The sequence below is a fragment of the Niabella aurantiaca DSM 17617 genome, assembly GCF_000374125.1.
Lineage (GTDB): Bacteria > Bacteroidota > Bacteroidia > Chitinophagales > Chitinophagaceae > Niabella > Niabella aurantiaca.
The window spans coordinates 120,964-139,772 of the sequence record NZ_KB893648.1; the positions used below are offsets into that span (position 1 = coordinate 120,964).

At 48.7% G+C, this 18,809-nt stretch carries 14 protein-coding genes; 5 read left to right on the forward strand and 9 right to left on the reverse strand.

Features of this window, described 5'->3' with window-relative positions; all coding sequences use genetic code 11:
• The first annotated feature begins 208 nt into the window (after positions 1-208).
• The 5 genes from B160_RS0126350 (at position 209) to B160_RS0126370 (ending at position 7,891) form a co-directional block, all read left to right on the forward strand.
• On the forward strand, positions 209-1,315 hold the full coding sequence (locus B160_RS0126350; protein WP_018630971.1) for a glycoside hydrolase family 88/105 protein: 1,107 nt from the start codon (positions 209-211) through the stop codon (positions 1,313-1,315).
• A gap of 290 nt (positions 1,316-1,605) precedes the next feature.
• Positions 1,606-3,582 carry an FAD-dependent oxidoreductase gene (locus B160_RS0126355; RefSeq protein ID WP_018630972.1) on the forward strand — a complete coding sequence of 659 codons (1,977 nt, stop codon included), beginning with the start codon at positions 1,606-1,608 and terminating at the stop codon, positions 3,580-3,582.
• A 10-nt stretch (positions 3,583-3,592) separates the two neighbouring features.
• A complete protein-coding gene (locus B160_RS0126360) occupies positions 3,593-3,910 on the forward strand; it encodes an SGNH/GDSL hydrolase family protein (protein WP_018630973.1) in 318 nt (105 codons plus the stop codon).
• A 49-nt stretch (positions 3,911-3,959) separates the two neighbouring features.
• Positions 3,960-6,656 carry a beta-mannosidase gene (locus tag B160_RS0126365; RefSeq protein ID WP_157558242.1) on the forward strand — a complete coding sequence of 899 codons (2,697 nt, stop codon included), beginning with the start codon at positions 3,960-3,962 and terminating at the stop codon, positions 6,654-6,656.
• A 5-nt stretch (positions 6,657-6,661) separates the two neighbouring features.
• Complete coding sequence (locus B160_RS0126370; RefSeq protein WP_018630975.1) at positions 6,662-7,891, forward strand: glycoside hydrolase family 130 protein; 1,230 nt, start codon at positions 6,662-6,664, stop codon at positions 7,889-7,891.
• Between the two features lie 17 nt (positions 7,892-7,908).
• Here the strand turns inward: B160_RS0126370 and B160_RS0126375 are convergent, their stop codons facing one another.
• The 9 genes from B160_RS0126375 to B160_RS30935 all read right to left on the reverse strand — a co-directional run bounded on the left by B160_RS0126375 (position 7,909) and on the right by B160_RS30935 (position 18,698).
• Positions 7,909-8,673: a response regulator transcription factor gene (locus B160_RS0126375; RefSeq protein ID WP_018630976.1), complete on the reverse strand. Its 765-nt coding sequence runs from the start codon at positions 8,671-8,673 to the stop codon at positions 7,909-7,911.
• A gap of 1 nt (position 8,674) precedes the next feature.
• Positions 8,675-11,857, reverse strand: a complete 3,183-nt coding sequence (locus tag B160_RS0126380; RefSeq protein ID WP_018630977.1) for a ligand-binding sensor domain-containing protein — start codon at positions 11,855-11,857, stop codon at positions 8,675-8,677.
• A 251-nt stretch (positions 11,858-12,108) separates the two neighbouring features.
• On the reverse strand, positions 12,109-12,732 hold the full coding sequence (locus B160_RS0126385) for a hypothetical protein (protein WP_018630978.1): 624 nt from the start codon (positions 12,730-12,732) through the stop codon (positions 12,109-12,111).
• Positions 12,733-12,743: 11 nt separating this feature from the next.
• A complete protein-coding gene (locus B160_RS0126390) occupies positions 12,744-13,247 on the reverse strand; it encodes a hypothetical protein (protein WP_018630979.1) in 504 nt (167 codons plus the stop codon).
• Entirely contained in the window at positions 13,248-13,742 is a 495-nt protein-coding gene (locus B160_RS0126395; RefSeq protein WP_018630980.1) for a hypothetical protein, read from the reverse strand.
• Between the two features lie 33 nt (positions 13,743-13,775).
• The gene (locus B160_RS30930; protein ID WP_018630981.1) at positions 13,776-15,560 is read right to left on the reverse strand and encodes an AAA family ATPase; all 1,785 of its coding nucleotides are present in this window, start codon (positions 15,558-15,560) and stop codon (positions 13,776-13,778) included.
• A gap of 225 nt (positions 15,561-15,785) precedes the next feature.
• The gene (locus B160_RS0126410) at positions 15,786-16,124 is read right to left on the reverse strand and encodes a hypothetical protein (protein WP_018630983.1); all 339 of its coding nucleotides are present in this window, start codon (positions 16,122-16,124) and stop codon (positions 15,786-15,788) included.
• A 192-nt stretch (positions 16,125-16,316) separates the two neighbouring features.
• A complete protein-coding gene (locus B160_RS0126415; protein ID WP_018630984.1) occupies positions 16,317-16,715 on the reverse strand; it encodes a hypothetical protein in 399 nt (132 codons plus the stop codon).
• 363 nt (positions 16,716-17,078) lie between these two features.
• Entirely contained in the window at positions 17,079-18,698 is a 1,620-nt protein-coding gene (locus tag B160_RS30935) for a PL29 family lyase N-terminal domain-containing protein (RefSeq protein ID WP_018630985.1), read from the reverse strand.
• Positions 18,699-18,809 lie beyond the last annotated feature (111 nt).

Consider the following 18,809-nt stretch of genomic DNA (forward strand, 5'->3'; position numbering starts at 1 on the left):
GTTGTGAGAAACAGCGGTGGATGATTTGGAACGATTCGGCAAAAGGTTGAATAACGTATTTAGAAAATATTCTGTTGCTTTAGACCCCGGAAAGGCGGGCACCGGCAGCGGATCTGTAAGGCCCGCTGATGAACCGGCCACTTGCAATCACCTTACCCGCTGCTCCGGGTTCATTAAAATTTAAACAGGATTCATAAAAAACAGTATCATGTATAAAAAGCTATTTGTATCGCTGCTGGCGGTTTGCTCTTTTCAGTTTTTGTTCGCCCAGCAAAATCACCTGGCCGGCTTTCCAAAAAAGTTTGCGCCAAAAGAAGTGGGCAAACGCCTGGCCTATCATTTCGTGGACGGCAGGCATGAGCTCTATGCCGGAAAGTATATTCATTATGCGGAAGTCTGCTCCTGGAACGGAGCTCTGGACTATGCATTGAAAACAAAAGACCGGAAGCTCATGAGGCTCTTGCAAGACAAGTTCGAACCGTTCTTTACAAGGGAAAAAGTATTATTGCCGCCCATGAATCATGTGGATTACAATATGTTTGGCAGTCTTGCCTTAAAATTGTACCAGATAACTAAAGACGAGCGTTACCGGAAGATCGGCTTGGCCTACGCGGATGCACAGTGGACATTACCCGGCAATGCAAAGCGCCAGGAAAAAGACTGGGCGGATAAGGGGTACTCCTGGCAAACACGTATGTGGATCGACGATATGTATATGATCACTGTGGTGCAGAACGAAGCATATAAAGTAACCGGCGACCGTAAATATGTGGACCGGGCTGCAAAGGAAATGGTGCTTTATTTGGACGAATTGCAACGCCCCAACGGCCTTTTCTATCACGCTCCGGATGTGCCCTACTACTGGGGCAGGGGCGATGGCTGGATGGCTGTGGGCATGGCGGACCTGCTGCGCGACCTTCCGCAAGACCATCCAAACCGGCCGCGCATTATGGAAGGGTACCTGGCGATGATGAAAAGTCTGAAAAACTATCAGCGGCCCAATGGTATGTGGAACCAGCTGATCGATGAAGCGGATTTCTGGCCGGAAACCTCCGGAACAGCAATGTTCACCTACGCATTTATCAGGGGCGTTCAGCAGGGGTGGTTAGATGCTGCTGCATACGCTCCAGCAGCGCGGAAAGCATGGATGGCCATGGTTTCGTATATTGATGAACGGAATAACGTAACCGAGGTTTGCATCGGTACCGGCAAAAAGAATGACAAGCAGCATTATCATAACCGTCCGCGCAACGCAGGCGATCTTCACGGACAGGCGCCTTACCTGTGGTGTGCGGCCGCGCTTATGGATAAATAACCGAACCTAAAGGGGGATTTGCCAATGACATCAAAAGGATCATCATGAGGCGGTATGCTCATTATTGCTTTTTTTGAGATTTTATTGTCTCCGGTGTGTTCATGTGATGAAATGGAAAGATAGAAAAAGCCGCCGCAAGATTTTTAGAATAGAAGGGGCATTATCAAACGTTTTTTAGAAGATCTTTTCAACCCTTGATTCGCATAACTTGCAACGCGGGGGCTTTCCAACGGAGCTGTTTTAGCGGTTGAATGCCATTGGAAGATTGCAGCGGAAACTTTTAAAACGGTATGAAATATATTTTTATTTATTTGGCGCTCATCATCCCTGCATGGGTGCGGGCCAATCGTATTGATGTGGACATCTGCGTGTATGGTGGTACTTCGGCAGGTGTGATTGCTGCTTACACAGCGGCGCTTCATAAAAAAACAGTAGTGCTCATTGAGCCCGGACATCGGCTGGGAGGCTTGTCGTCCGGGGGACTGGGTTTTACGGACATCGGCAATAAATATGTGGTTACCGGCCTGGCCAGGGATTTTTACCGGCGCATCGGGAAACACTATGGAAGATTTGAGCAGTGGATATTTGAGCCCAAAGTGGCGCATGCTGTTTTTCTGGGCTACATAAAAAGAGCCGGGTGCCGGGTATTATACGGCAAACGGTTAAACCGCGTTGATAAAGCGGGAACGGTGATCCGGTCGGTCTTGCTGGAAAACTCCGATGGCTCTGCAGGCTCATTGCAGGTAAACGCCAGACAGTTTATTGATTGTTCTTATGAAGGAGACCTGATGGCGGGGGCCGGTGTAAGTTATACTACCGGGCGGGAATCCAATGACCGATATAAAGAAACGGTTAATGGCGTGCAGCTGAAAGAGAAGCACCAGTTCCCCGATGGGGTGGATCCCTATAAGATCCCGGGCAGGCCGGAGAGCGGGCTGCTATGGGGCATCAGCAATGAACCGTTGAAGGAAGCCGGCTCGGGAGACAAAAAGATACAGGCGTACAATTTCAGGATCTGCCTGAGTAACGACCCTGAAAACCGGCTGCCCATCGGGCGTCCTGTAAATTACGATTCGGCAAAATACGGGTTACTGCTGCGTTATCTTTCGGTGCGGCCGGTAAAGCAGCTTGGGCAGATCCTGAAGATGGACCGGATGCCGAACCGTAAAACCGATATCAACAACCAGGGCCCTTTTTCCACGGATATGATCGGGATGAATTACGATTACCCGGATGGCGATTATGCCACAAGGGAGCGCATCTTTCAAAAGCATGTCGGTTATACGAAGGGACTGCTGTATTTTATCGGCAATGATCCGCGCATGCCATTGCATTTGAGAAAACAAATGTTGCAGTGGGGATATCCAAAAGATGAATACCCGGAAACACAGCACTGGACCCCGCAATTGTATGTGCGTGAGGCAAGAAGAATGGAGGGCGCTTATGTAATGACGCAAGCCAATTGCCAGGCGAAAGAAGTGGTGGAAGACGGGATCGGGATGGCCGCTTATACCATGGATTCGCACAACACAGAAAGGATCGTAGTCAACGGCATGGTAAAGAACGAAGGCGATGTACAGCTAAAGGGTGTACAGCCATATCCTGTTTCTTACCGGGCGATCACGCCCAATAAGAAAGAGTGTACGAATCTGCTGGTTCCGGTTTGCCTGTCGGCCAGCCATATCGCCTATGGCTCCATACGTATGGAACCGGTGTTTATGGTGCTGGCGCAGTCGGCAGCAACGGCCGCTTCCATGGCAATTGACGAAAAAAGAAGTGTGCAGATCGTAAATGTCGGGGCGCTGCAGCAACAACTGCGAGCGGATCCGTTGGCTGATGGAAGCACTGCTGAGATCCTTATAGATGATGTGGATGCGCAGATCATTACCGGGCAATGGGAAAGAAAAGGTGCCGGAGGATATGGACCTTCTTTTCTATTGAATCGTACCGCACCGGCCGCCCGTGTCCGTTTTGAGCCGGACATCAAAAAGCCCGGCAGCTACGAGATCTATTTTTATTATCCGGGACTGCGCAATGCGTCGGATGTACTGCAAATTAAAGTATATGATGGAAAGCGTCCGGTATTGAAGACCATCCGGAGTGCAGAAGTAAAAGCAGCCGGCCAAACCTCAGGCGAATGGGTCGCGCTTGGGGAATATATATTGAATAAAGGGCGGAAAGCCTATGTTGAGCTGTCGAACCAAAATACGCACGGTGCTATTGCAGCAGATGCGGTATTGTTTGTGCCGGTGGACCAACGACAATAAATTTGTAGCAATGGATCATTCAAGAAGGTACTTTCTGGAAAAAGGGGTTGCCTGTGTTACCGGGCTTGTCGCCGGAACCTCCCTGGCGAAGGCAGGGCCACCGGAAGTAAAGAAGCTGGCAACAATCTGGCCGGCAAAGCTGCCTGCGCTCAACAGGGGTATCGGCGGAAACAATACCATGGCGCTTTCGGTATTTGATTGTATACGCTGCAATGGCCTTCCCACAGAACAGATCGTGTGCTTTGGAGACAGTATCACCAGGGGCGACGGATCGAATGACCGGGAAAGCTATCCCGGGTATCTGAATAAATTATTAACCACAGGCTGAGGTATCTGTGATCATTGCATTTATGATGTTTCAGCGTGTATCTGTTTTTATGTTAAGATCCAATCGGTTATTCTTTACGGTAATTGTTGCCCTGCAATGGCTGCAGGCAACTGCGCAGCAGGCCGGGCATGAAATGAACCCCTCTGCGGTGCGGTCCGTTTTTTTAAGTTCGGGACCTGCCTGGTATATGCAAAAAGCGAGTCAGGCTGCTTCCGGGGAAGTGGTCTCTTCTGTAGCGTATCAGCCGGATGGCTGGCTGCCGGCGATCGTGCCCGGAACGGTTTTGAACAGTTTGGTTCATAACAACGTATATCCGGACCCTTACTATGGAGATAATAACCGCCGCTCACGCCGCCTGATCCCGGATCTGCAGGAGGCCGGCAGGGAGTTTTATCATTACTGGTTCAGGACAACCTTTCGAGTTCCTCCTTCACTAAAGGGTAAGCGGTTATGGCTAAAGCTGCATGGAATCAACTACCGGGCGGCCATTTGGCTGAACGGGCAAAAGCTGGGCACGATGGCCGGCATGTTTGAGGCTGGGAATTTTGATATTACCAGTGTTGTAAACAGGACCGGCAACAACGTTTTGGCGGTGGATGTATTGCCGGTTGATGTTCCGGGCGACGTATATCGAAATAGTAAAAAAAGAACCGGGGCCGTCGGTGAAAATAATAATGGCGGCGACGGCACGATCGGTAAAAATGTAACCATGCTGATGTCGGTTGGATGGGATTTTACCGCACCGGACGGCATCCGCGACCGCAATACCGGCATCTGGAGGGATGTGGAGCTATACACTACCGGAAATGTGGTGTTGCAGGATCCTTTTGTACAAACCCGGCTACCTCTGCCGGATACCAGCTTTTCCCTGCAAACTGTGTCGGTGGAGGTGAAAAATACAACAGACACCCGGCAAAAAGGAACACTTACGGGGGTGATTGCGGGTACCAGCATCCGCTTTGGGACCGATGTGGAGCTGCAGTCGGGAGAGACCCGGCAGATCGTTTTTCGCCCGGATAATTATCCCCAGCTTAAAATGAAGCACCCTAAATTATGGTGGCCGCTTTATAAGGGAGATCAGCATCGGTACTCCCTGAAGTTGCAGTTCCGGCAGGGAAGGGAGGTGGCGCATGAGCTGACCACCCGTTTTGGTGTACGCCAGATCCGGACCGACCGGAATACGCCGGACCGGTCCCGCAGGTTTATAGTGAACGGACATCCGGTATTCATCAGGGGCACCAACTGGATACCGGAGGCCATGCTGCGCGGCTCAGCAGAAAGGACAAGGACCGAACTGCGCTATACAAAGCAATCCGGCTTTAACCTGCTGCGTCTCTGGGCCGGTGGAATAGCGGAGTCGGATGCGTTTTACCAGGCTTGTGATGAATTGGGGCTGCTGGTATGGAATGAATTCTGGATTACCGGTGATACCCGTTTTCCCCAGGACACGGCGCTGTATTTTCAAAATCTCCGGGCAACGGTCCGGCGCATCCGTTCGCATCCTTCGGTAGCCTACTATGTTGCCTCCAATGAGTCCAAAGAGCTTCCCGGAACAAAGGCCGTGATCCATGAACTGGATTCAACGATCGGCTACCAGGAGCAATCTGAATGTTGCGGCATACATGATGGCAGTCCCTATAAATATGAGAATCCCATGCAGTATTTTGAAAACACGGCGTCTCAGAGGGGCAGCCGCGTAGACGGGTTCAATCCCGAATACGGTACTCCCTGCCTGCCGCTGGTGGAATCATTGCGTCAAATGATGCCTGGGAAAGACCTTTGGCCCATCAACGATTCTGTATGGAATTACCTGGACGGCAACGGCTTTCACAATATGAATACCAAATACAGGGAAGCCGTGAGCCAGTTTGGAAGATCAGCCTCTATTGAAGAATATGCGCAAAAGGCACAACTGGTTGGGGCAATGAACTACCGGGCCATTTGTGAAGTATGGAATGCCAATAAATTTTACTGGGGCGACCGGTTCGCCTCCGGTTTCCTTTTCTGGTATCACAACAGCCCGTTACCACAAACGGCCAGCCGGATGTACGACTGGTACCTGCGTCCTACCGCCGCGCTTTATTATGCGCAGAACGGATTAGCCCCCTTGCACCCCCAGTTTGATTATTATAAGAATACGGTATCGGTGTATAATGATTACCGGAAGGCTTTTCCCGGTTATACGGTGGAAGCAAAATTATACGACTTTAACTCAACGCTGGTACGGGCCTGGTCAAAGCAAATCAATATTCCGGCCGACGGGTTGGTAAAAGATGCATTGAAGCTGGATTTTAATGACGCCCTCACACAGGTGCATTTTATTAAGCTGGTGCTCCGATCTTCTGCGGGAAAGGAAGTGGCCGAGGCCTTTTACTGGCGGTCGCGGGATACCTACAAAGGCGCCTGGACGATGACCGGTCCCGCTGTATCGGGTTTTTCAGACATAAACCGGCTTCCCCCGGCAACGCTGAGCGGCAAGGCAAAAAAAAGAGTGGTAAACGGGAAAATATTTCTGGATCTTCGTGTAAGAAATACATCCGGTAAGATCGCCTTCTTTACCCAGGTCCGGTTAATGGATAAGGATGGTGCCCTGTTGCCGGCAACGTTCTATTCTGATAATTTCTTTTCGCTGCTGGCGGGTGAAGAGCGGAACATCACAATAGAAGTAACAAAGGAGTTATGGAGCGGAGCAAAACGGTTCACGGTTGCTGCTTTGAACACCGGTGAAACAGAAGTGAAATTTTAGCGCATATGGAATGCCTGCGATGGGCGCTGATACGGGAGCATGTATGGGCATTCCATCCGGCAAATAAGGACCGCGCCGCTGAGGCGGACAAAACAAAGAACACACAAATGAATGGTATCGTTTTAAGGTTGCTGTTGGTTATCGTTGCGCTTCCCGTTGCCTTTTTTGCAACAGCGCAGCACCCGCTCCCGGATTGGGCCCTGGGTCCGTTTATACGGCCGGCCCATGTAAATCCTGTCCTTTCCCCGGATACGCAAAGCGTATTCCTCGATCCGATGAGTAAAAAAAAGCTGGCCTGGGAGGCCGGGGACGTGTTCAACCCGGCAGCGGCCGTAAAGAACGGGAAACTGTATGTGCTGTATCGTGCGGAAGACCAATCCGGGAAGGGGATCGGCAAGCGGACTTCCCGCCTGGGGATCGCAGAAAGCAGGGATGGTATTAAAATGAAGAGAGGGCCGGAACCGGTCTTTTATCCCGATGAAGATGCACAAAAGGAATATGAATGGCCGGGCGGCTGCGAGGATCCGCGCATTGCGGTTACGGAAGAGGGGCTGTATGTGCTATTCTATACGCAATGGAACCGCAAAGTAGCGCGCCTGGCAGTGGCCACTTCAAAAGATCTGAAAAACTGGACGAAACACGGCCCGGCGTTCCTGAAAGCGTATAACGGCCGGTTTAAAGACCTGTTCTGCAAATCGGCTTCCATCGTTACAAAAATAGAAAATGGCAAACAGGTAATTGTTAAGATAAAAGGAAAGTATATGATGTACTGGGGCGAACGGTTTATGAATATCGCCACCTCGGACGACCTGGTGAACTGGAAGCCCGCCGTGGATGAAAGCGGCAAACTGGAACTCGTAGTAAGGCCCCGGCGCGGGTATTTTGACAGTGACCTGACGGAGTGCGGACCTCCTGCAATTGTTACGGATAAAGGCATCCTGGTTTTGTACAATGGAAAAAATAAAGGAGGCGCCGGCAGGGATACCAACTACACGGCCAATACGTATGCGGCAGGGCAGGTATTGTTTGACCTGGATGACCCTGCCAGGGTCATCGGCCGCCTGGATCAACCTTTTTTTGTCCCTACCGAGCCTTTTGAAAAAAGCGGCCAGTACCCGGCGGGCACCGTCTTTATCGAAGGACTCGTTTATTTCAAAAGCAAATGGTTCCTGTACTACGGCTGCGCCGACAGCAGGGTGGGCGTAGCCATTTATGATCCCCGGGTTGATCAGTGACGCAATGCGAAAGGAGCTTATGCTTTTGGAAGAGAGTTGAAATATTCCGTAGGCGACATTTTAAAATGCTTCTGAAAGTTGCGGCTGAAAAGACTTTGTGAGCTATAGCCGACCATTTTTGAGATCTCGTATAACAGGAATTCTTTTTCAGCGATCAGGCTGGCTGCCTTTTTCAGACGGGTGATATCAATGAGTTCTTTGGGAGACAATGATGAAAGTGATTTGATCTTGCGATAAAGGGTGGTACGGCTCATGAACATATGCTCGGCAAGCATGTCGATGTCAATATTGGGCTCTTTAATATTGCTTTGGATGTATTCGTCCAGTTTTTTCAAAAAAGCCTCATCCGTCTTTGAATGTGCCATTACCCGTACATCCTCAAAGGGGGAGCTGGCAAAATGATCTTTTATTTTTCTCCGGTTCCTGAGCAGGTTGACGATCTGCACCTGCAATAATTCTGATGAAAAGGGCTTTTGAATATAGGCATCGGCTCCCACCTCCAGCCCCTCGATATGTGCCTTATATGTGTTTTTCGACGTTAGCAAAATGATGGGGATGTGACAGTATTCGACATTTGACTTAATAAGGCTGCAAAGCTCAAATCCATCGATGCCGGGCATCATGATATCTGAAATGATCAGGTGAATGATCTCTTTGTCTAAAATAGTCTGCGCAATTTCCCCGTTGGCTGCAAGATGCAGCTTGTAAGTGTCGCCTAAAATTACAGATAAGAACTCCAGGATATCTTCATTGTCATCAATAATAAGAATGCTTTCTGTCATGCTATTTTATCTTTTTCCAACTGCTTAATTGAAATTCAATTTCCTGATGTATGGGCAGCCGCAGCTCAAAAATAATTAAATCCTGCTCACCGGAGACCAGTTGCAACGTTCCATTGTGCAGCTCAGTAAGCGATTTTGCAAGCGATAGCCCGATGCCGGTTCCCGGTTTATTGTTGGCACGCACCCTGAAAAAGGGCTCAAAGAGCTGCCCCCTGAATTCTTCGGGAATGCCTTTGCCGTCATTGTCAAAACAGATCGTGAAGTATGCATCGGCATCTGTTACCGTTCCGATACGCACGGTGGCCCGGGTGTCGGCATATTTAACGGCGTTCGATACCAGGTTGGTACATATTTTAATAAAGGCTTCCCTGTCTACAAAGGCCATAAAGGGGCTTTCCGGCAATTCCACATTCAGCCGGATCCTGTTGCCCGTGGCCTGCTCTTTAAAACCGGCTACCAGGTCAGCGATCAGCGCAACAATATCTGTTTTTACAAAATTTAAACTGAACTGGTTGGCCTCGGTCTTCCGGAAGTCGAGCAGCTGGCTGGTTAATGCCACCAGGCGCCGGGTGTTTTTTTCTGCGATCGTCAGGCTTTTCCTTATGCCGGGGTCCTTATCAAATTTTTTGCTCAGCCACTCAATGGGCCCGGCAATCAGCGTAAGCGGGGTCTGTATCTCATGGGTGATATTGGTAAAGAATTCGATCTTCGCCTGGTAGATCTCTTTTTCCTTTTCGTGTTCAAAAAGTTGCAGCTTCCGGAGGTTTTTCCGTTCCAGGTATTGACGGTATAAGCGGGTGGCGGTAAAGACTCCTGTAGCCAGCAGCAACAGGTAGCACAGGTATGCTGCGTTGCTTTTCCAGAAGGGGGGAAGGATCCGGATATAGAGCCGGCGTTGCCTGCCTGTCCAGCTTCCGGTATTGCTTTCGGCCTGTACGATAAATTCATACTTTCCTGGTGCCAGATCGGTAAAATAGGCGTTGCGATTGGTGTTGAGATAGGTCCACGATTGATCGATGCCTTTCATCTGGTACTTGTACCGGGTTGCTTCGGGGGCAGAAAAGTTCAATGCCGCAAACTCAATACTGAAATTGTTTTGATCGTATTTCAACAGAACGGTGTCGGTGTATAAAATGGACCTGGAAAGTGGGCTGTGATCTCCATTGGGCTCCACTTCTTTATTATTGATCTGGAAACCGGTAATGTAGGTTGGCGGGCTGGGCTCCTTTTGATCAAACAGAGCCGGATCAAAAGCGATCATTCCTTTAACGGAGCCGAAATACATTTTGCCATCGGTATGTTTATAAGCAGAATTATAATTGAACTGGTCCGTCATCAGTCCGTTGGCCCGGGTGTAAACTTCAATCTTTTCTGTAGCGATGTTTAAACGGATAAGACCCTTGAGCGAGCTGATCCATAAATTTTTGGAGCCGTCCTCCAGGATGCTGTATACTACATTGCTGGGCAAACCGTTTACGGTCGTGTACCGTTTCATGGTCTTCCGGTCGGCGCTTAGTTTTATAAGCCCGCAGCCGATCGTGGCAAACCATAAAGCATGATTGCTGTCCTCAAAAATATTGTACACGGGAAATTCGTTGATCGTCCGGCCTTTGGTGGTATCGCCAAACTGTAAATTACCATGCTGGCCGGTTTTGGGGTTGTAGTAAAAGGCGCCCTCCTTTACACTGCCCGTCCAGATATTCCCCTCCGAATCTTCGAAAATATCATAAACATAGGTATTAAAAGGGATCTGGTGAATCCGTCTGAATGTTTTTTGTCTGGTATTGTACTCAAATAGCCCGCCGTTGCGATACGCGGTGCCTACCAGCAGCTTGTTGTCTTTTGTCCGGTAGATCGAAATTACAAAATCACTTACCGGTCCGTTTTGATCACGGATGAGCTTGAACCGGTCGGTAATCGAACCGGTGCGCATATCCATGATCTCCATGCCCTGTAGAAAGGGACCGATGAATAATTCGTTTCCCCATGCCAGCAGGCCATGTATATTGGGATAGGAAATGCTTCCTTTTTTTTCGGTAGCCGTATAGTTTGTAAAGACCCCGGTTTCCAAATTCAGTTTACTGATGCCTGCATCTTCGGTACCGATCCATAAATGGCCCCGGTTATCAGAGCAGATCTCCCGCACCGCATTTCCTGAAATGGAATTGACACCGGACAACGGATAGTATTTTTCAAACCGGGCATTGTCTTTTGAGTAATAATTCAACCCTCCGAAAAAAGTGCCGGCCCACATGCCCCCCTGCCTGTCCCTGCATATCGCATAGACGGCATTATCCGCCAGGGCATAGGGGTCGCCCGTACGTTTCCTAAGGTTGATGGCTGTATTGGCGGCCAAGTTGTAAATATAAATCCCCGATTCGGTAGCGATCCAGTATTGCCCGTTGTTGCCCATGGCGATGTCCCGGACAAATATGTCGCTATTTTCATGCGTATCCAGGGGTAAAGATCGGACGATGCCGGTTCTTGTATCATAGCTTTTTAACCCCTGCTTAAAGCAGCCTATCAGCAGCTGGTTATTATGGATGGGATATATTTTGCTGATGGACCGGGCATTTGCGGGCAGGTTCTTATTAACGATTCTTATCCGGGTGCCGGTCTTTTTCTGAGGATCGTAAATATGAATATTGCCATCGTCGTCTCCCATCCACAGGTTCCTGTTTGCATCCAGGGCAATGCAGGACGCCGGTGTTTTTAGATCCTCAACTCTGTTCTCCGCCTGTATGTATTTGTACAGGGAAAATTGCGTAAGAAACCACAGGTTATTGTCATTGTCGATAACAAGGTTGTTGGTATATTCTTTCGGGGCGGCCTCCAGTTGGATCAGCACTTCTTTATATGGGTCATATTTAAAAAGGCCTTTTCCGGTGCCGATCCAGATCATCCGGTTCTTATCTTCAACGATGCTGTTGATCACATCGTTTCCCAGGCTGCCGAATTTGTCTTTATTGTTTTTATAGGTTTTGAAGGAGTACCCGTCAAAGCGGTTCAGGCCGCCACGGGTCCCGATCCATATCAACCCTTTACTATCCTGTATAACGGCGGTTACCGCATTATGGACCAACCCGTCATCTACCTGGTAATGTTTAAAATAATATTGCCCGGAGCATATTGAAGCGGCAAGCTGCAGCAGCAGGCATAATGGAACACGGTAGGAAAAGTTCATGATTCGTTGGTTCAAATATAGATATAAAATGGCGTGTATAAACAGGGTGTAGGCATAACATTTTTATTCCCGGGTTGGCGCGTAAATGCGAACTACGGCGGGGTGCCCTGATCCGGGGCTTTACGGATCAGAAAAGCGGTGCAGCTGGAACAGAATAGCATACTGATCCCGGTGGAAGCATTTTTGGGATGTGGTCCCGCCGGATTCGGTCCGGAGGCCTGTTCAGGCGTTTCTCTTAAAGCAGGATGCCGTTACTGGTCTTCATATGCTTCAAATACATAGCAGGGCCAGGTAACATTGTTTTCGTACAGGCCTTTGAGGCCCCAGGGACGGAAGGTGGCGGTTAAGTATAGGCTTATGCCGGGGTATTTTCCAGAAATATACTGTTGTTGCTTGCTTTTCAGGCCAAGATAATAGCCTTCGCCGGCCAGTTGAAAGCCAAAGCTTTTAAACTCGTCCAACAGGCGTTCGCCCTGCTCTTTTGTATGAACGGTGTGCGCCGCCCGCCAGCTGGCCTGCGGGTTGGTATCTACATAAAAAGTGGATGCCGGCAGGGTCAGTTCGTTGCCGGATGTGTCTGCAATGGTGATACGCTGCTGTGCCGCCCATTCGCCTTTTCTAAGATAAATAAAATCGGGTGAAAGATTTTTCATGTACTGTTCAATACAATTCAGATCTTTACAGCCAGCCAGTGCTATCAGTTCTCCGGCCCTGAGTGTATTCCGCTTCGCGGTGGCGGCTGCTAATTCTTTGTTGTGCTGTGCTTGTACACTGTCCAATGCCTCCGGATCGATACCTTTTTTTGAAGTGGGGTTGCCACAGGCGATCATTCCGGTTAAAGCGAGAAAGCACAGGGACTGGGTCAGTTGCTGCATATGGACTGTTTTTATTGATTCAATCTGAAAAATGTATATCCCGTTGTATCCGCTTTTCCATTCACCGATAACTCCATGCGGTCGGTTTTGTCTGTTTTAGAATCGTAGGGTGTAATGTAGGCAACAAAATAGTTGAAGATCGTATCTCCGCTGGCATCACGGGCAATGATACGCGGATAGTCGTTGATGCTGCGGGCATCCCTCAGCGGCAGCCATTCGTATTGCCCGGTGGTGATGACCGTATCTTTTTGGGAAGCTTCCTTTATCCTGAATGTGAATGCACCGTTCCGGTGTAAACGGAAAATGATGAAGGCGGCGTCTGACCGGTTGCCCCAGGTGCCAAGGTACTCTTCGCCCTCACGAACAATTTCAGTATCCTGCTCCCTTTCTGTTCGCCGGTCTGCCCATTTGCGGATGCCCAGGTAACTGCCTGCGATCATAAACAATAGTAGAGCGCCCCGTATATACGGTGATGCAAGGAGGCGTGCAATAACGGCAAGAATGAGTTTGGGCATTTAAGGACGGATTATTTTAAGAATAATAAAAACGAAGGCGATCAGGACCGGTATGCCGATCAGCAATATCAGGAACAGGCCTAAGGTTTTCTTTGCAGAGGCTGCCCCGATCTGTTCGAGGGCTTGTTCGGGTGGAAGATGGAGCAGGCTGGCATCAGGCCGTTTTCTTTCCAGCTCGTTGAGCACCTCGGCAAAAGAAACGTCCCGGCTGTTTACAAAGACCCGTTTGTTTTTTATTTTCTGACCCTCCCGGTACGAGAAAATAAATTCCGAATCATAAGAGTAGTCGCCCGCATTGCGAAAATTACTTAGGTTTTGGGCTTTGACAGTTGCCACAAGGCAAAAGTGCCCGAGGTTTGATAAAAGGATATCAATATGCCTGGGCTTATCCAAAGCGCCCTTTCCCTGTGTTTCGACAATGAACTGCCCATCGGTTACGGTTAAACTGACTTTTGCGGTGGCATGGTCCAAGAAATAATGAATAGATTCCTGCATTTGTTTAAAATTTAAAATGGTCCTGATTCGATTTTAAGTGGCAGATTGCCTGAACCCGATCCTGTTGGGGCGCCTGTCTTCGCCCCATCGATCCGGTTCATTGATGTCAAACTCTTTTACATCGTCCAAAATAATAGTGCTCAGCATTTCGGCAGTGCGGCTTTCTTTAGGTATTACTGCCAATCGCAGGTTTTGATTTTTTACACATTCAGCTGCGATGTTCCTTACAGTTCGCGCATTGCCGAAATTTTCGTCCCTGTTCTCAAACAACCACTTCAAATAATTTTTCAGGTGCAGCGATGCGGCTTCATCCGGCGATACTTTTTCGCTGTCAAACATTAATCGGGCAATGCTCCACAGTTCTTCAGGAGTGTAATCCATAAATGGAAAGTATTTATCAAAGCGGCTGCGCAAGCCGGGATTGCTTTCTATAAACGCCTGCATGTTGTGTGGGTATCCGGCTACTATGATCCCGATTTTGCCACGGTTGTCTTCCATGTATTTCAGAATGGTAGCAATGGCTTCGCTGCCAAAATCATTATCTGAAAGCTCTGTTCCGGCCAGTGAATAGGCCTCATCGATAAATAAAATACCGCCCAGCGCTTCGTCTAATTTCGCTTTTGTTTTAATAGCCGTTTGTCCGATAAAGCCTGCCACAAGCGTTTCCCGGTCCACTTCTACAAGGTGTCCTTTTTCTAAAATGCCCAGCGCATTGTAAATGCTTGCAAGCAGCCTTGCCACCGTGGTTTTGCCCGTGCCCGGATTGCCGGTAAACACGGAGTGCAACGAAAATTTATTGAGAAAGTCCCTGCCGGTTTCCCGGTAAAATTTTACCAGTGTTACTATCTCATTTACATCGATTTTAATATTTGCGAGACCGGTCAGTGCATTGAGCTCGGCAAGGCGCTCCTGTAAAATGGTTTGCGGCTCCTGAAATGTGCCATCGCTTTGTATTGCCGGCGGCGGCTTTGCAGCCCCGGCGCCTGGTTGACCGGAATCGGTTTCATTCCATTCCACCCATTGCTCACCCATCTGAAATGCCCGGCTGGCTAACCGCGTTTCCATAAAATAAACTTCCAGGCTGTATTCGTGACTGTTCCACATACCGGGCGTATTGTTGCCCCATCCGCTGGTAACGGTGTAGGGTTGGCCTGGTGTGCCCGGCTTTACATAAACCAGCTCTGATGATTTGCCTTTGAGGAGCCCGGCATTATCCAGGTAATGAAAGAACAGCTCGGCATAAAACCCTTTTTCGCTCCGGTTCCGGAATATCACTTCTGCGCATACATAGCGGGTTTCGGCTCTTTTAAATACCTTGTAATTTTTTCTTCCGGCACCTTCTTTTATGTCGGCTTCGCTTTCAAATAACTTTACAGATTCAACCGCCAGGTATGCATTCCGGGCCAGCGCGTCCGGTCCCAGGTCTTCTACATGAAAAACAGTTTCGGCCGCCACCGTATTATCGATGATCACATCCCAGCGAAAATCGCCCATCTTCCAAAAATCACCGGGCACGGGACTACCCCAGCTTTCGCGGATATAAACAATGTTTTCTGTTTTGCTCACTTTGCGGGTTTGCGGCAGGCTGCACAGCTTAATGGGGTTGGTGGTTTTTACAGTACATTCCAGGGTAAGGTTTATTTCCCAGTCTTCTTCGTCAAACAGCTTGTTGAAAAAAGAGAACTCCACATAAATAAAACGAAGTTCATAGCGGTCAAATACACGCCGGTATTTTTTAGTGCCATCGGCCATCCATTCATCGCTGCAGTGCACTTTCAGATCTCGTACTACCAATTTTGATTGCGTTGCTTTTTCCATTATAACAGATAATTGCGATCGTTTAGTTACTAAAATTTATTTTTCTTTTTAAGGCTTGCTCCATTTGTCGATTATAGCCGCCCGGCAGCGGGGGGATAGCATAGGGCCCCGGGACGATGCCCGAAACAGCAGGTTAATCGTACACCCATAACTTTTTAATTGTTCTTGTCCCTCCGGTAAAAAAGATCCGTATTTTTTTCCCGGGCCGCAATAAATACCCGCGCTTTAGCCGGGGGATATTTCCCATGTTGCATCAGCGCATTCAAGCGCCAGCATTTGATAATTTATGCGAAACCCTTTGTAGCGCTTCTTCTCTACGATGATTAACACACCCTCATATTTGCGGTTCCAGGTGAAGATGTCTTTAATGATCTTTACCAGGTGCCTGACGCTGTCGCAGGCCAGCCAGCCGGCGACCAGGAGGGAAAACAGCTGAAAGGCCGTATTCGCAAAGGCACCCTCTTTGGCCGTGTTCCAGGCGGGCAGCGGTAAACCGCGAACCCCTGATATGGATGCGATCGCCATTAATAAACAACCTACAAATAGAATGGCGAAACAGGTCATCCCGATGGTTTCTAAAACGCCCATACACCTGCCCCCCCAAGCCACGCTTATAAACGAGCACCCATCGATCTGTTAAAGTTCTGTTCTCCATACCCGCTCATTTTGTTCCTGTAAATGTTTGATCACTATGCGTTGTTGGAACAGCAGGTTTCACGGTTTGGGATTTTTTGTTCTGCATTACAATGAGGTGTTTTAATGTGCGGTTCTTATATTGTTTTTTTCTATTTTCCCTTCTGGCAGATCGTTGCAATCAATTTTATAGCATTTACTGATCCCGCCGGGAACCTGAATACATGCAAAGCATTCTGCAGCTTTTGTAGTATACGTTACGGGAATTTTATGTCCCTTTGTATCCATAGCATAATAACCTGTTATCCTCCTGTTTTTATAGGATGCGTAAAGGGTGTATTTACCAGGCTCAGTACGCAGCCTGGCGTTGCCGGTAATTGTTTTTGTACGTTTTAGTGACCCCGATAAATCATGCCAGGTGGTATCGGTGCCTCCTTTTAAATAATCTTTGCTTCTTTTTAATTGTGCATGAACGATTGCAAAGAGAAATACGGCGATTGCCGTCAGCATTATTTTTTTCATAATTGATAATTTTAAAAGTGGTTACGTAGTATATCATTTTGCAGGTAGGGCGACCTCGGTAACCCGTTTCCTGATAATTTCTGTTTTTAAACTCGGTTCCTTCGGGGAGTTTGGTGGTAGCAGCATATACTACTTCCTGGTTCGCATATTTATCGTGCGTATCCCGTACAACTGATCTGTGCGGCGACTGCGCGTTGGTCGCGGCGGAAATGGTTATTGCGAACATAAATAGTATTACTTTTTTCATATTGCTTTTTTTGGGAGTGAATAAAGCGGTTGGGTTTGAAGGTCCTGATTCCGGGACTCAGGCGTTTGCTTTCATAACCCGCCGCGCACAGTAACCTGAGCCTTTACGACGTGGGTTCAGGGCGTTAACTCTATAGCGGCACCGAAGTTGTCACGTTTATATAATGTCCAGTTCTTGGCATTGGCAGCGCCTATTTCGGATGCAGCGGGCATCGTATTGCCGTTGATGACCAGATCTTCGAAAATGTAGGCTGTAGCACCGGTGGTGCTTACCGGCAGGCTGGTGATGAGTGCTGTCATCTGCGTATTTTTAATTTGATTGCCGGAACAGTCAAGAGTGGCCAAAGCTGTGTTTTGGGAAACATCAAGACTACTGAGCTTATTGGTGTAACAATATAGTGTCGTTAAAGCGATATTTTTTGAAACATCGAGGCCGGTAAGCTGATTGCCCGCGCAAGACAGGTGGGTTAAAGCGGTATTTTGAGAAACATTGAGGTTGCTGAGTTGATTGTAGGAGCAGCCGAGCAGGGTTAACGCCGTGTTTTTTGAAACGTCGAGATTGCCGAGGGGATTGGTGGAGCAATCAAGCAGGATCAATGCTGTATTCTTGGAAACATCAAGGCTGCCGAGGTGATTGGCGTAGCAGTACAGGTAATCTAAAGCGATATTCTTGGAAACATCGAGGCTGGTGAGCTGATTGCCTATGCAGGACAGTTTGGTCAGGGCGTTGTTTTGGGAAACATCCAGATGGCTGAGCTTGTTGGCGTCGCAAACCAGGCGGGTGATTTTTCCATAAATTGTAATGGTTTGTGTAACATTCAGTGGATAATGTTCTATAAAGTCTCCACCGAACTCATTTATTTTTTCCCCGGGATCCTGCTTTTCATCATTGTTCAGGTCGATCCATACGCCCGAACGGTCGGCCGGCGCTGCATCTACGAGGATATTTAATGATTCGCTTAACGATTTTGTTGTAACCAGCACTATTTTATAAAGTCCGGGGGAAGCGGCACTTTTTGGAAAAGTATAGCTGACGCCCATATAGGTAATTGCAATTGCTTCGTCCGTTTCGATGATGGTAAAACCGGACACGCCTTCGGGGCCTTGCGGGCCTGTGGCACCGGGCTGTCCTTCAGGGCCCTGTGGACCTGTGGCCGGAACAGGGGTGCCATTACTGTCTTTTACTGTATTCCAGTTAATGCCCTGATCATAGCTGATCATCCATTGGTTGGTACCGGTATCTACCTGCAGCAGCGGTGTGACGCCATCGGTTCCATCAGTGCCGTTGGTGCCGTCCATACCCATGGTCGGAAGTTTTTGCCCGTTTTGCAGTAACCAGTTGCCGCCCAGTGTCCAGTAATACCGGCCATCGGTATCCTGCTTTGCGCCTATTTGCGGGGCATTGGCGCCGTCCCTGCCATCCTTACCGTCCCTGCCATTCGTGCCGTTTGTGCCATTGACGCCATTTTTCAGCTCAATGCTGCAGCCGTCGCTCATGGTGAGCAGGTAGCCGGTGGAAGTAGCCGTGTAGTTTTTTACGCTGATATTCTTTTGCAATGCAGCTGTAAGCAACTGCAGGGCTTTTACGTCGGCATTCAGAGTGCCCGAAAGGGCTTCCAATTGGGCAATGCGGTCTTTTTGCTCATCCAGATCGCGGCGTAGTGCATCCAGATCTTTTTTCTGGCAGGCAAATAACGATGTCAGGATAAATAGCGAAAAGAGTAATTTAAGCTTCATAGTGGTTGTTTTTAGTTGTGTGAAACAAAGGAACTGAGGTCCTCTTTGCCTAAATGCCGTTTCCACGTTCCCTGCCCGGCGCCCTTCTGCGAAATCATTCCGGCGGAGATG

Bases quoted from the DNA above. Each gene is read 5' to 3' on its own strand.
- B160_RS0126350 (WP_018630971.1), top strand. From the start codon at position 209: ATGTATAAAAAGCTATTTGTATCGCTGCTGGCGGTTTGCTCTTTTCAG.
- B160_RS0126355 (WP_018630972.1), top strand. From the start codon at position 1,606: ATGAAATATATTTTTATTTATTTGGCGCTCATCATCCCTGCATGGGTG.
- B160_RS0126360 (WP_018630973.1), top strand. From the start codon at position 3,593: ATGGATCATTCAAGAAGGTACTTTCTGGAAAAAGGGGTTGCCTGTGTT.
- B160_RS0126365 (WP_157558242.1), top strand. From the start codon at position 3,960: ATGTTAAGATCCAATCGGTTATTCTTTACGGTAATTGTTGCCCTGCAA.
- B160_RS0126370 (WP_018630975.1), top strand. From the start codon at position 6,662: ATGGAATGCCTGCGATGGGCGCTGATACGGGAGCATGTATGGGCATTC.
- B160_RS0126375 (WP_018630976.1), bottom strand. From the start codon at position 8,673: ATGACAGAAAGCATTCTTATTATTGATGACAATGAAGATATCCTGGAG.
- B160_RS0126380 (WP_018630977.1), bottom strand. From the start codon at position 11,857: ATGAACTTTTCCTACCGTGTTCCATTATGCCTGCTGCTGCAGCTTGCC.
- B160_RS0126385 (WP_018630978.1), bottom strand. From the start codon at position 12,732: ATGCAGCAACTGACCCAGTCCCTGTGCTTTCTCGCTTTAACCGGAATG.
- B160_RS0126390 (WP_018630979.1), bottom strand. From the start codon at position 13,247: ATGCCCAAACTCATTCTTGCCGTTATTGCACGCCTCCTTGCATCACCG.
- B160_RS0126395 (WP_018630980.1), bottom strand. From the start codon at position 13,742: ATGCAGGAATCTATTCATTATTTCTTGGACCATGCCACCGCAAAAGTC.
- B160_RS30930 (WP_018630981.1), bottom strand. From the start codon at position 15,560: ATGGAAAAAGCAACGCAATCAAAATTGGTAGTACGAGATCTGAAAGTG.
- B160_RS0126410 (WP_018630983.1), bottom strand. From the start codon at position 16,124: ATGACCTGTTTCGCCATTCTATTTGTAGGTTGTTTATTAATGGCGATC.
- B160_RS0126415 (WP_018630984.1), bottom strand. From the start codon at position 16,715: ATGAAAAAAATAATGCTGACGGCAATCGCCGTATTTCTCTTTGCAATC.
- B160_RS30935 (WP_018630985.1), bottom strand. From the start codon at position 18,698: ATGAAGCTTAAATTACTCTTTTCGCTATTTATCCTGACATCGTTATTT.